The following is a 13,058-nucleotide window of genomic DNA, read 5'->3' as shown; positions in this document are numbered from 1 at the left end:
AGAAGACGCAGGTCAGACTGTCCTAGGGTACGTTTCTGCATTGAACATTCACGGAGGTGATACTGCGCTATTGGGGACTAAGCAAACGGCATCACTAACCGATGCTGTATTTGCAAACTCTACATTTGCTCACGTGCTCGACTACGATGACGACTCGCTCGTGACAAACAACCATCCCAGTTCTTTACTCGTCCCTACACTTCTGTCGTGCACCTCCAAGAAGCGTTTAGATGGTGCTGACGTCTTGACTGCGTATGTTGCTGGTCTCGAAACCCAATACCATCTCGCACACGAGTATGATCTCGAATGGCACGTTGAGTCCGGCTGGCACGCGACTCCAACGCTCGGCATATTTGGTGTCGTAGCGGCGACGGCCAATCTCCTCGATCTATCACCTGAAGAGACCGAACACGCCTTCAATATCGCTTCCTCGATGCCTGCAGGATTACGACAGAATTTTGGGACGATGACGAAGCCACTTCACGTCGGGCACGCTGCACGTTCAGGACTTACTGCAGTACTGCTAGCGTCTGAAGGGTTCACCGCTGACAAAAGAGCCTTTGACGAATTCGTCTCACTCTATATGGGTGGTCACGACGACACTAGACCAGAGTTAGAGTTAGAACACGATTGGTTGTCGCTATACGATACAACCTATCACCTGAAAAAATATCCATGCTGCGGGAATGCACATGCCGCTATTGCTGGTGCTTTAGAACTATCTCAGGACTACGAATTTTCGACTAACGAAATCCACGCAGTGACCATTCTCGCACCGGAATTCACGAAGTCTGATCTCCAGTACCCGAACCCTTCATCAGGGCTTGAAGCGAAGTTTTCGATGGAGTATGCCGTGGCGAAAGCGCTCGTTGAGGGCGAGTTAGTTCTAGGAGACTTCACCGACGAACAGCTAGATAACGAGATCGTCGAGGACCTCCGCCAGCGCATTCTATACGAAGGAAACAAGGATATCCCATTTGGTGATTTTGAGACTACTGTTGAAATTGAATTACAGTGTGGGACGACCCTCCAAACAGTTTGCCACGAGCCTCCGGGAACACACGAGAATCCTCTTACCGATTCAGAAATCGAGTCAAAATTCATGAACTGTGCGACACAAACAGTAGGTCGGACTGCTGCTGCGCGTGCTCTCGAACAACTGCTGAACCTCCGGAATGTCTCTGACGTCTCCAAGATTTGTGACTCTCTACGTAGATAACCAACCCTCAGAGTGGGATGTAGAACGGTCTTCCTTTGTCGTTCCTTCCTGATGGTTCCTGCATATTTGCCCAATCCGGAGATATATGATGGACCAATTCTTCAATTGAAGATAGAAGCATGATCGTAGTAACGGTGCAATTGTATGGTCCTTATCGCGAAGCTATTGGGACGAACTCGCTATCGCAAAAAGTATCCGCCGATGCGACGGTTGAGTTACTTCTCAGTGAATTACTTAGCAGGTTCCCCTCGTCATCTGAAAGGAAGATGAGCTCCCCCACTGACCTCGTTGAACAGACGTATATTACGGTAAACAAACGAAACATCGAACATCTCGATGGGATGGACACAGTGCTTAATGACGAAGATGTAGTGCGCCTCTCACCGCCCGTCGCGGGAGGGTGATTCAACTGGCTGTGTTTTCAAACCAGTAATTTCTGCATTTTTGATTCAGGAACTCGGCCTTCGTCAGTCCAGCCTCGCAGTTCGTAGTACTCGTCGAGAGCGGATTCGAGCCCCGGTATCTCGTAGGGTAACGAATCGTCGTCTCGATCGATTCCACGTTGATTGAAGAAGTGGCGTTCCAGGTCGACCACCTTCGAACCAAGCTTCAGCAGCGAATCAAGATCGGTTCTGAAAAGGGCTTCGTATCCCTCAGGACCGAGATAGCCACGGCTTGAGAACTCACAAACAACACCGGAATCACGAACTGCATTGATATTCTCCTCTCGAACGAGTATCTCGGGTTTCCCGTCCAGTCCCTCCGGGTCTAATTCACCACTATAGCCCAAGTGATGAATTGTCGAATACATATGGTCGCCTCCTCGATTCGCAACTGCATAACTCAGTGCAGTCCCATGGAGAACTCGGCCATCGTGAGCCGAGAAATCAAGTCCTTTGACAGTATAGTTCGGTACACCGAGTTCACCATGACATCTGTCTATCCCTTCTGCGAGGAGGTCACCGACACCTTCTCGGTAGGCAATCTTCTCTACGAGTTGGTGAACGAGGTCAGCATTTCCAAATTCATCATTAGCAGCCAAATACGCGGAAATGGTATTTCCCGCGCTGATGGTATCTAATCCCAGTGTATCACAGAGCTCGTTCGACTTCATCACGTCCACGATATCATCGATTTTTGGATTGCTCCCGAACGAGAACACAGTTTCATACTCTGGCCCCTCGGTTTCGAGACCTGTCTCTTCGTCTCGCGTCGGGAGCTTACAAGCAAAGGCGCACACCGAACAGGCTTCTTTCGAGTACTTTTTCTCTTCAAGTGCGTGTTCACTGATCTTGTCTGCACCAGCAAATGAGTATTCTTGGAAGTATTTCGTGGGTAGTGAGAAGTTGTCGTTTACAAAGCCCGTTCCGGCAGTTGTCCCGTGCCGCTTCATCATATCATCTGCTGTAGCAGCTTCGCGATGGATCTCTGATTGGATATCCGGATCAATATCAATCGGCGGTTCCGAACTTCCTGTGAACGAGATGCACTTGACGTTTTTTGCGCCCATCACTGCCCCGAGACCACCTCTCCCAAATGCACGACTATCGTAGGTCATCACGCTTGCATATCGCACCTGATTCTCACCAGCGGGGCCAATCGTCACCAAGTTCTCACTTTCCAGACCTCGTTGGTCGTTCATGTACTCGGTTACTTCTGGCACAGTCGCTTCTTTGAGTTCGGGAACTTCTTCGAATTCAACACCCTCGTCCGAGATGTGAACTGCGAGGAGTGTATCGCTCATCCCAGTCAGCTCTATAACGCTGTTCCCTGTTCCAACAAAGTTCCTCGATAGATAGCCACCCGCATTCGTAGAGAGTAGTCCATCAGTCAAGGGAGACAGGCTTGTCAAGTTCATCCGTCCCGTGAAACTCATGCGAGACATCTGTAGTGGGCCCGTCGAGAGATAGAGACGGTTCTCTGCGCCGAACGGATCTGCATCGTATGGAATACGGTCGTGAGCAAGTTTCGTAGCTATGCCTCGTCCACCGATGAACTCTTCCAGAAGCCTATCGATATCTTCCGACTCCACTCGACGCTCTGTGACATCAACTGTCACTAGTGGTCCCTTAGCGTGCAGCATGTTACTTGTGTTTTCAATTGTCAGTCAAAAGTGTGTCGGAGAATCACATGCTAATGAGAACACATCCCGCTTGAGATACCGTGTAGCGATCAAAGTAGCCCTACACTGTGATCACCTACGTATTATGAATTGGGCCGAGGATCCGCTGAATAGATGTCTGCTCCGAGAGATTTGATAATCGGTTGAATAGTTTGTCTTTTCCGACATTTAGGGGTGAGTAGTCGATACACTCATCGAATTTCCACCGCAGTTCCTCATCAGTGAGCGGATTATCGACCGAACCCGGTGGTGTCTCCTGAGTAAACGAGAGTATGTCTCCATCTGTCGTCTCCACTTTAACCACTGTGCGATGCGAATTGTAAGGGAATTCGTCGTCGACATGAAAGTGTACATTCTGTTGGAGGCCATGGATGGTCTCCTCGTCAATACTATTATCTTCAAACGCTGTGAGCCCGATCTGTCCATCTGCAACTACACGTGCGATGACATACGGCATCGAAAACCGGGCTTCAACTCCTGTCGACGGTGACGGGTACTGTAGGCAGTCAGCTGCACCTTCAGAAGCAATCACTTCGATTGATTCAACCTCCTCAGGAGTGACATCGTGCTGTGTTCGAATCTCGTTGGTGGCTGCAATTCCTGAGTGAGTGAACGAACAACAGGGGTATTTCTTCATCTCGATACCATGCTCAAGCAGCCCCCACTCGGTTCCCAGGTCGGGTAGTAAATCGATTACTGGTGGTTGGCTTCCACTGAATAAATCCAAGAATCCGCCCTCTGTTCCCACTGCAGTCTCACCAGCTGTGAACCCATCTTGCGCGAGGAGGGCTGCAGTCACGCCTGACTTAGCTGCGTGACCCGCGTGCAGAGGCTTCGTCATCGTCCCGAAATTCTCGACGACACCTGATGCAAGTGAGGAAGTAAGGTTTAGAGCGTGTTCTGTCTCTCGTTCGTCAAGATTCAACAACGAAGCTACTGCCGCGGTCACACCAAATATCCCGAGTGTAGAGGTGGGATGCCAGCCTCGTTCGTAGTGTGAGGGGAGTATCGCAGTTCCTAGATAACATTGTGTTTCGTATCCCGAGACGTACGCCGTAATGAGTTCTTCACCAGTTGCATTGACACGACTTCCAACAGCAAGAATTCCGGCAATCGGTGCGACGCTTGGATGGATCGCACCCATTGCAGTATTGTTGAAGTCGAACGCATGCCCCGCAGTTCCCAAGACAAATGCAGTGTCCATCTCAGAAGTCGAGACGTATTCTGTGAGGATCGCCCCTGGGTCAGCATCGGGTCCTTGTACAAGTCGACTCACACTCTCTGTTGCATCGTCTGCCAAACCAGCAAGGAGTACCCCGACTTCGTCGACGAAAATTCGTTCAGTGGTCGAAACGACTTCCTCGGGAAGCGATTCGAAATCCAAATTGGAAACGAATGAAGCCAATTCTTTAGCTGGCCGCTGCTTCGGCTGCACTTTTTGATTGCTCATCGTCTGATCTATAATGGTGAGACTGCAAAAAACCTTGCACGATGTTCCCTACCACGATTGGGTTCCTCAGAGGTATCTGGGATGTAGCTACTTCGTACCTCAGTCTGCCGATACCCCCAGAATTTATGTAATGAAACCTCATATTGCGAATCGCTATGGCGGAACAAACAGCCGAAAGTGCTGATGCAGATCGACAGCTAGTGAGTGGATGGCAAGGAAGGTATTTCGAAGATTTCGAGGTCGGTGATATCTACAAGCACCCCTTCGGAAAGACGGTGACTGAGACGGACAATGTCTGGATCACTAACGTCTCGATGAACCTCAACCCGATGCATTTCAACGAGCAGTATGCAGAACAAACCGAATTCGGTGAACGACTCGTTGACGGCCCAGTCGTGATCTCGCTTGTCGTTGGTATGAGCGTTATCGATATCTCGATGAACGCAACGGCAAACCTCGGATACGACTCGATCCGCCACCATGCACCCGTTTACCACGGAGACACAATCTACGCTGAAAGCGAGGTAATCAGCAAGCGTGAAAGTGAGTCTCGTGATCACGTTGGTATCGTTGAGACTGAACTGCGTGCGTACAATCAAGACGGCGAGCTTGTTCTCACTCTTGAGCGGACGCCCATGGTCATGAAACGTGAACATGCTGAACCAACTGCAGCGACGCCACCGGGTTGGACCGAAGGAATCGGGACCCAGCCAGAGGATCTCGAATAAAAATGGCAGATTTGAACGTCACCGAACGGATCGCAGACGATCTCCCTCTGGCTACTGCTGCGGGCGTGGCTGACGACTTTCCAGCGTCTGCCACTGTTGGTGTGAGTGGATTTGGGAGCGTTGGCTACCCGAAAGCCGTCCCTGAAGCGATTGCACAAAGCTCTCGTGACTTTGGGTTGACGATTGCTTCCGGTGGAAGTGTTGGAAAAGAGATCGATACCGACCTCGTTGAGGCAGGTGCGGTCGAACGGCGTTTCCCTTATCAATCGCGCTCAGCTTCCCGAGCCGCCGCAAACAGCGGCGAGCTAGCGTACCACGACCGCCACATCTCACGGTTCAGTGACGAAGTCGAGTTTGGTCGAACTGCTGATCTCGACGTCGCTGTTGTCGAAGCAGTTGCAGTCGGTCACGACTGGCTTATCCCATCGACCTCACTCGGTCACACTGCTGCGTTTGTTGACTCAGCAGATCGATTGATCGTAGAGATCAACGAATCACAGCCTCTCGCCCTACAACAGCTCCACGACATCTATAGACGGAATGCTCCGCCGCATCGAGAGCCACTCCCACTCCGTTCACCGGGAGGGCGTATCGGTTCCTCGGAGATCTCATTTGACAGTGGAAAACTGGAAGCAGTCGTCAGGACGAACCGCCGAGACACACCGTACGTCTTCCGAGATCCGTCCGATACTGACCGGAAAATCGCTTCCAACCTCGCCGACTTCCTTGCTACCGAAGTCGAACACAATCCTGTCTTATCCGAGGTCATCAACCTTCAGTTCGGTGTTGGGAGTCTTGGCAACGCTCTGATGGGCGCGATTGCTAATACCGACTTTGGCTCGCGAGAAGTGAATTACTTCGGGGAAGTGATCCAAGATGGCCTCCTCGACATGCTGGATGAAGGGAAATTGAACGTCGCGAGTGCGACGTCGTTAGCCTTCTCTGAGGAGGGCCAAGAGCGGTTCTTCGAGAACATCGACCAATATCTCGAAGACGTTGTTCTTCGTCCGGCGTCCATCTCTAATAATCCGACTCTGGCCGACAGGTTTGGCATCGTTGCAGTCAACAGTGCACTCGAAATCGACATCTATGGACACGTGAACTCGACACACGTCAATGGGTCAAAAGCCATCAACGGGATTGGAGGCAGCGGCGACTTCAACCGCAATGCTGCAGTCCCAATCGTTGCACTCCCCTCAACTGCAAAAGGAGGTGATTTATCGAGAGTTGTTCCGATGGTCCCTCACGTCGACCACACAGAACACGACATCTCGGTTGTCGTGACCGAGCAAGGTGTTGCTGATTTGCGTGGGAAGTCGCCGCGTGAACGAGCCAAATTGCTCATCCAGAACTGCGCACATCCGTCCTTCCGTGACGACCTAACTGAATACTTCGAAGACGCACGAGCAGAAGGAGGCCACATTCCTCACGACCTCGATCAGGTCTTCGATTGGCAGAACTAACGCAACAATAGCGCTCACGGCCCTGTATTTTTGAGCCAGCCACACGCTTGATGGCCTTTTGCCATTCGCGTAGGTTCCACACTTAGAGAAGCAATATAGAAAAGAGAGCTACTGAGAAATAAGAACGATGGAAGCGATGGCAAAGCCGATTCCGACGAAATCGTTCATGTGGAGTGTTTCCTCAAAGAACACCACTCCAAGAATCGCTGCGACGACGAAGTAGAGCGCAACGATAGGTGAGACGATTGCTGTACTTCCGATTTCGACACCACGGTAGAAACTCAGCATCGCAATCGAGAGTGCGAGTCCCGTGAGAAGAGCAAACGCAAGGCCACTGGCAGACCTCGGAACTTGTCCGCCATTGTGTAGGATGTAGGCTCCGATAGTAACTGCTGCAAACGAACAGGAGATGACGACAGTCAACTCAGGGGATAGTTTACGTGAAGCCACCTGTGCGAGCGCTGCCCAGACACCATACGCGACTGTCGACAGCAGTGCCAGCATCAGAACTGAGGATTTAGTCATAGTCACCACTCCCTCTGCAAAAAGGAGATTGTTGGACAACGAACGGTCAGTGGTTGAATCGGATTAAGCACGGTGTCTTTCTTGATGGGCGTCTTTCTACTCTATGCGTTTCTCGTCTGTTCGGCTCCCGTCGAGATTACCCATGGAGTGCGTCGTACGTTAGTTTGTGTAACTTGTGCACCGTGTGTTCGTTCGGCCCGAGATGCCCCTGTTCAAGCACACCGGAGCGAAGACCGTCTTGTTGGCGTTCGACAAGCTCGATGTCTTCCCTTTGTAATTGGAGGCTCGTTTCAATCATCTCCTCACGTTCTTCTGTCATCCGATTATCTTCGAAGTAGTAGTCTGCGATGAGCAGTGTCGTGTCCTCATCGGCAGGGTAGACTTCGTACGTGCCGTAGCCGTCTGCAGTCCCATAGATGTTGAGAGCAAAGTTTGGCCACAGGTAGTAGAACAGTGCCTCATCAGCATCCACGTCAACGTGATCCGCGTACGCGTAGTGTAGGACGAGGTGATAATCGTTCACTTCGAGGGTGGAGTCGTCGAGAGAAATCTCTCGGATCCAATCTTGATGGTTAGACTGACAGTGGTCACACTCGGAGTAGTTCCCTGCAAGAACCTTCCAGTTACAGTCGACTTCAGTAACGACGCGGTCGACGTGCTCGTACTGGGTCAGGTTCAAATCGGTGACTTCCTCTGCCATCGATCCGAGCATGTCCTCGATTGGATCAGGGTCTGTGTCGAGGTTGACGAATATGAACGGACCAACAGTCTCCACACTGACTTCTTTCAGACCGTGTTCTTCGGGATGGAGGTTGGGAACGTCCTCATCTTCGAGGTCCGGGTTCATATTCGCATTCTCGAAAGATGCGGGAGCGCTCTGAAGTTTCCCTTCGTAATCGTATGTCCAAACGTGGTATGGGCATTGAATGGCCCCCACGTTACCTGGGTCATCTGCATCAGCGTCGTCTAGGACTCTCGCTCCACGGTGTGCACACACATTGTACATACCGTTGATGTCACCCTCGTCGTCCTTGATCAGGATGATGTTCTTCCCACCGATGTCACGAGTGATGTAGTCACCCGTTTCTTCGAGTGTCTTCACATTACCTGCGTAAATCCAGTGTTTCGAGAACACATCCTCTAGCTCTTGCTCGAAAATCTGGGGGTCAGTGAAATAGCTCGCTGGCAATGCATTCGCTTCGTCCGTAACGTCCTCGCTTATAGGCTTGGCACTACCGGACTCTGTGGTCCACTGTGTCATACATAGCATTTTCTTGCACGAATTATAATAAATGTTAGGGCGACTGCAAAATGACAACAGCCACGATGTGCTTCAACTTTCTATCCAAGAAGTCACTCGGCGTAGAGATGACTAAAATAACCGCATGACAGGAGGACTGATCTCGAACCTGGACAAACCGGCCGAGGATATATGGGGGAACTTAGTCGTCCTGTGGGGCACTTGAGTCAGTCTTCAATCCAGACTTGGTGCCTGCCTCCTTACGTGTGAGGAGTGTATCTGTCTCGACGTCCAGGTCGTTTACGAAGTGCTCACGTGCAGCGACGAAGGTCGCGTAGATAATCGCCAAGATGAACACCGTAAACGGAAGTGCGAGAACAGCCGAGAACGCCTCAAGTGCTCGAGCACCAGGAAGTTCTAACGTCATGATACCCAGCGCTGCGAGGAGGACTCCCCACCAAGCACGGTTTCGGGCGTTTGGCTCTTCTGTTCCGAGCGTGATGCTCGCGAGCATGAACACTGCGGAGTCCAGGGACGTGATGAGGTACCCTGAGAGCATCAGCACGGATATGATTCCCAGCAAGCCAGTGAGCGGTGTGTTCAATAAGCCTGCAGCGAATGCAGCGGGGTACCCACTCTCGTTCATCGCAGTGGTAATTGCTTCGAGGTTACCTGGGGAAAGTGCCCATCCGCCGATGATTGCGTGCTGGACCCACAGTAGAATTGCCGGTGCGACGCCAAGCACGACGAAGGTCTCTTTGACTGTACGGCCCTTGGACACACGAGCGACGAAGCTTCCAACGAAGATACCCCATGCGCACCACCAAGCCCACCAGAAGCTCGTCCACTGCTGAGGCCAGGTTCCACCGTTTGTTGGTGCAGAGTACAACGAGAGTCGAATGAGGTTGTCAAGCCAAATTCCAAGCGAGTCGAGGCCAACGTTGAGGATGAACATCGTCGGTCCAACGACGACCAGAATCGCGAAGAATAGGAGAACGAGGACAACCGTTGCTCTTGCTGCATTTCGAATCCCCGACCGAAGCCCAAGCCAGACGTCGCCGAGGAACACTGCACCGATCAGTGCAAACAACCCGTATGTCAGCAAGGACGATTCAAATCCGAATACTCCAGATAGGACACCAGCTAATTGTTGCCCTGTTGCACCGAGTGACGTCGAGAGGCCACCAATGATTGCGACGAGGGCGGCCAAATCAACGATCCAGAAGAGCCAACCGTACTCGTCTCGGTCGAGAAGGGGCTCGAGCATCGAACTGATCTTGTACTGCTCTACACCGCGCGTGTACACGATAATCCCGAACGCAAGTGCGAACGGCAGGTACCACGCAATCAACCCGGGAAGGATGTTATGTAGGTACATGAACGCGAGTGAGAGCGATTCGATAGACGCCCCAGCAATTGGGATCGGCTCTGGGGGAGGACTATTGACAATACTCACGGGTTCGGCGACGCCCCAGAAGATAACTGAGGAGGTGAACCCGACTGTGAACACCATTGCAAACCAGGAGAATACGTCGAACTCCGGTTTGGCGTCTGGTCCTCCAATTCGCAAATCGCCGTACCGTGAGAACACCAAGAAGATGGTGATGACCGACAAAACGAAGCCAAGCAGGATGAACCACCATCCAAAGCTCGATAACACCCAATCGAAGGCTCCGTTCAGTGTATTGTTGAGTAAGTTCGGATCAGACAATCCCACCCCAATTAATGCGATGAGGAGTCCGATCGTCGAGAAGAACAATGCCTTCTCTGATCTGCGCGTGTCTTTCAAACCCAGCAAGTGCCATAGACTGTGCATGGTTCACATAGGCCATTATATTGTGGTATGATAAATCATGTGGTAGGTGTAATTTGCTTAATATAATGGCGAGAATACGAAGCTGATCACCTGCTAGAGGGTTCAAAACGACGCATTTTGGGCTTTCAGTATTCTCACCCCACGCTACTATTTCGTCTCGAATCTTGATCGAACTTATTTATAAAAGAGTCACTATGAGGGAAGATGCTGGACTGTGCGGTGCTCGTTGAGATATCATATCGACACCACTCGAATTGAAACCAATTGATAAAAGAGTACGATTGTGAATCTCCCTTGGCCATACTGAGTCTCTCGAGATCTGTATGATTGGCTAGATGAGTAGATAGTCAAACCGTCGTCTAGTAGCCACAGTGGTCTTGATTGCGGTAGCCGTGAGTTGTGGTGTGATTAGCGAATGACGCCCCACCGTTCGGTTCTGGCGACGTATTTCATTTCAACTTAGACCATAGGTGTTCAGTAGGAACTCCCGTCTGTCAATCGAAAACGCGAACCGTTGAATGGTAAATAATATTACTCAAGATTGAGTAAATGTATTAATGTGAACTGGCCCACCAACTATTTTGAGGGTCATTTTATACCAGATTATGAAACCGGTTCAGTTCACATAGATTGGAACCTCCACGGACATACACGAAGCCAATGGTTCCAACAAACGAGGGGCATAGCACGCAAGTTCTTCTCACGGGGTGTTCTTCTTTCTCGGGAGTCATGGGGAAAGTCGGAAGTAGAAATGGTATAGTTCTATACCGGTGAGTGCTCTGGGTACGGACTGTCGACTGCCTGAGCATCGCTTCAAGCAGTCCAACAACCATGTAGTCGGTGTAGTCTGCGAAGTAATCCACTAGCCGGGTGGTCGGGCAGCGTCGATTGGTTCGAGTGAGTCCAATACTATGAGCGGCAACGTTATGTAGACCACTCGAATGAGGATAGTTAGCAAACGCATACAGGGGAATTCATCATTTTGGAGATAGGGTCTAAGCGAACCAGTCTATTACAACTGTATGGTTGTAATGCCAATCGTTCAGGCAACACAGTATAATAATTCCAGAAATATTGGAACTACTCTAATGGAGGTCCAAGCAGATTATCTGCCTTCTCAGGGGCGTGTCTTTAACAATAATTGCGGTTAGTAGTGTCTAAACCGAAGCTCGATGATATTGACACTGTTGTGGAGATCTTCGACGAGTTCAGTATCGATGTAATCGTCGGTGATTCTGTTCTTCGGACCCGCCACAGATATTGCACCTTCTACTGTTCCATCGCTGATCACAGGAACGGCGATAGACCTGATCCCTAATTCACGTTCCTCATCCTCAATGGAATATCCAATCTCCCTTATCTGCTCTAGCTCTTCGATCAATCTTTCTTTGTCGGTGATTGTATGCTTCGTGGCCTCTGGGAGACCGTGTGCTTCAACAATCTCCTCGACCTGCTCGTCTGGTAGATGCGCCAGTATCGCTTTCCCAAGCGCACTCCAATGCATATGTGTATAATCCCCTGTCGGTGATTGATCGTAGACAGCATTTTCTCCCTCCGCTCGGTAAATTACGACTCGCTGACCACCGTCGTCAATACCGAGACTCACGAGTTCATTCGTCTCATCGGCAAGTTTGTCGATTTGCTTCTTAGAAGCGTTGTAGATTCGCAACTGTTTTCTCGCGTATCCGCCGTGTTTGAGAAAACGGGGGCCAACTTGGTACCGCTGATTATCCTTCTTGATGTAGCCCAACTTGCGAAGTGTTTTGAAATAAACGTACGTTGTGCTGGTTGCGAGCCCGAGTTCATCGGCAACTTCCGAGACGGTTGCCCCGTTTTTGGATTCTAACGACTCTATGATCATGAAAGCTGTCTCGACTCCTTGAATGGTTTGTCCACCGTTATTGTTTGTGACGTTCATTGATGTATGGTTGCGTTCCAGTTCAACCTATAAGTATCTGGTCGTAGGTTTCCACACAATGTATGATTACAACAATCGTATAATGCTGGTGTCTGACTGTGTTGGTTGGTCACAGCACACAAATACAGACCAATGTAACTCGCACCTTCAACCATCATTCAAATTCGGACTCAAAATTAGACAAAACGTCTATGGATATCGCCTTTGGCCCACACACCATTTCGGTAACCGCCTGTTTGGGTGTATTTGTCCAATTTTGGGGAAAAGGTTATGTACGTCGAATCAAAACGCATACCTGCGATAACATGAGAGCACGAAGTATACGAATGCCAGAGCCAGGGTGCTTAGAGCTCGTTGAACGAGATCTATCCCTTGCTCCTGACGAAGTGCTGGTCGAAACCGAGCAAGCAAGTATATGCGATGCCGACTTCAGGGCGTGGAAAGGGATGGATATCCCGGACGATTTACCTGATGGTATCTTCACCTATCCCGGTCACGAAGGAAGTGGAACCGTTCTCGAAGTTGGCAACAAGGTTCGTGAATACGAACCTGGCGACCGTGTGATGCTTTTCGGCCC

At 50.5% G+C, this 13,058-nt stretch carries 11 protein-coding genes; 5 read left to right on the top strand and 6 right to left on the bottom strand.

From position 1 onward, the window contains the following. A partial coding sequence (locus tag AUR66_RS18075; protein WP_082682276.1) for an MmgE/PrpD family protein occupies positions 1-1,219 on the top strand: 1,219 nt, incomplete at its 5' end. 119 nt (positions 1,220-1,338) lie between these two features. Next, positions 1,339-1,623: a MoaD family protein gene (locus AUR66_RS23320; RefSeq protein WP_082682275.1), complete on the top strand. Its 285-nt coding sequence runs from the start codon at positions 1,339-1,341 to the stop codon at positions 1,621-1,623. A 17-nt stretch (positions 1,624-1,640) separates the two neighbouring features. Here AUR66_RS23320 and AUR66_RS18070 read toward each other — a convergent pair whose 3' ends face one another. Together AUR66_RS18070 and AUR66_RS20865 are read right to left on the bottom strand one after the other, a co-directional pair. Further along, positions 1,641-3,302 carry an aldehyde ferredoxin oxidoreductase C-terminal domain-containing protein gene (locus AUR66_RS18070; RefSeq protein WP_058573538.1) on the bottom strand — a complete coding sequence of 554 codons (1,662 nt, stop codon included), beginning with the start codon at positions 3,300-3,302 and terminating at the stop codon, positions 1,641-1,643. 115 nt (positions 3,303-3,417) lie between these two features. After that, on the bottom strand, positions 3,418-4,791 hold the full coding sequence (locus AUR66_RS20865; protein ID WP_082682274.1) for an MmgE/PrpD family protein: 1,374 nt from the start codon (positions 4,789-4,791) through the stop codon (positions 3,418-3,420). Between the two features lie 155 nt (positions 4,792-4,946). Here AUR66_RS20865 and AUR66_RS18060 point away from each other — a divergent pair, with 155 nt between their 5' ends. Together AUR66_RS18060 and AUR66_RS18055 are read left to right on the top strand one after the other, a co-directional pair. After that, entirely contained in the window at positions 4,947-5,519 is a 573-nt protein-coding gene (locus AUR66_RS18060; RefSeq protein WP_058573536.1) for a MaoC family dehydratase, read from the top strand. A gap of 2 nt (positions 5,520-5,521) precedes the next feature. Continuing rightward, positions 5,522-6,982 carry an acetyl-CoA hydrolase/transferase C-terminal domain-containing protein gene (locus tag AUR66_RS18055; RefSeq protein WP_058573535.1) on the top strand — a complete coding sequence of 487 codons (1,461 nt, stop codon included), beginning with the start codon at positions 5,522-5,524 and terminating at the stop codon, positions 6,980-6,982. 108 nt (positions 6,983-7,090) lie between these two features. Here the strand turns inward: AUR66_RS18055 and AUR66_RS18050 are convergent, their stop codons facing one another. The 4 genes from AUR66_RS18050 to AUR66_RS18035 all read right to left on the bottom strand — a co-directional run bounded on the left by AUR66_RS18050 (position 7,091) and on the right by AUR66_RS18035 (position 12,481). Then, positions 7,091-7,507, bottom strand: a complete 417-nt coding sequence (locus AUR66_RS18050) for an EamA family transporter (RefSeq protein WP_157533222.1) — start codon at positions 7,505-7,507, stop codon at positions 7,091-7,093. Positions 7,508-7,643: 136 nt separating this feature from the next. Further along, complete coding sequence (locus tag AUR66_RS18045; protein WP_058573533.1) at positions 7,644-8,768, bottom strand: aromatic ring-hydroxylating oxygenase subunit alpha; 1,125 nt, start codon at positions 8,766-8,768, stop codon at positions 7,644-7,646. A gap of 181 nt (positions 8,769-8,949) precedes the next feature. Further along, complete coding sequence (locus AUR66_RS18040; RefSeq protein WP_058573532.1) at positions 8,950-10,563, bottom strand: BCCT family transporter; 1,614 nt, start codon at positions 10,561-10,563, stop codon at positions 8,950-8,952. Between the two features lie 1,147 nt (positions 10,564-11,710). After that, the gene (locus AUR66_RS18035) at positions 11,711-12,481 is read right to left on the bottom strand and encodes an IclR family transcriptional regulator (protein WP_058573531.1); all 771 of its coding nucleotides are present in this window, start codon (positions 12,479-12,481) and stop codon (positions 11,711-11,713) included. A gap of 326 nt (positions 12,482-12,807) precedes the next feature. Here AUR66_RS18035 and AUR66_RS22330 point away from each other — a divergent pair. Next, positions 12,808-13,058 (top strand): alcohol dehydrogenase catalytic domain-containing protein (locus AUR66_RS22330; RefSeq protein WP_197409868.1); only part of this gene is annotated, 251 nt, incomplete at its 3' end.

The organism is Haloferax profundi, assembly GCF_001469865.1.
Taxonomy (GTDB): Archaea; Halobacteriota; Halobacteria; order Halobacteriales; family Haloferacaceae; genus Haloferax; species Haloferax profundi.
The sequence above is the reverse complement of the archived record's forward strand: the minus strand, read 5'-3'. Positions and strand labels throughout refer to the sequence as shown.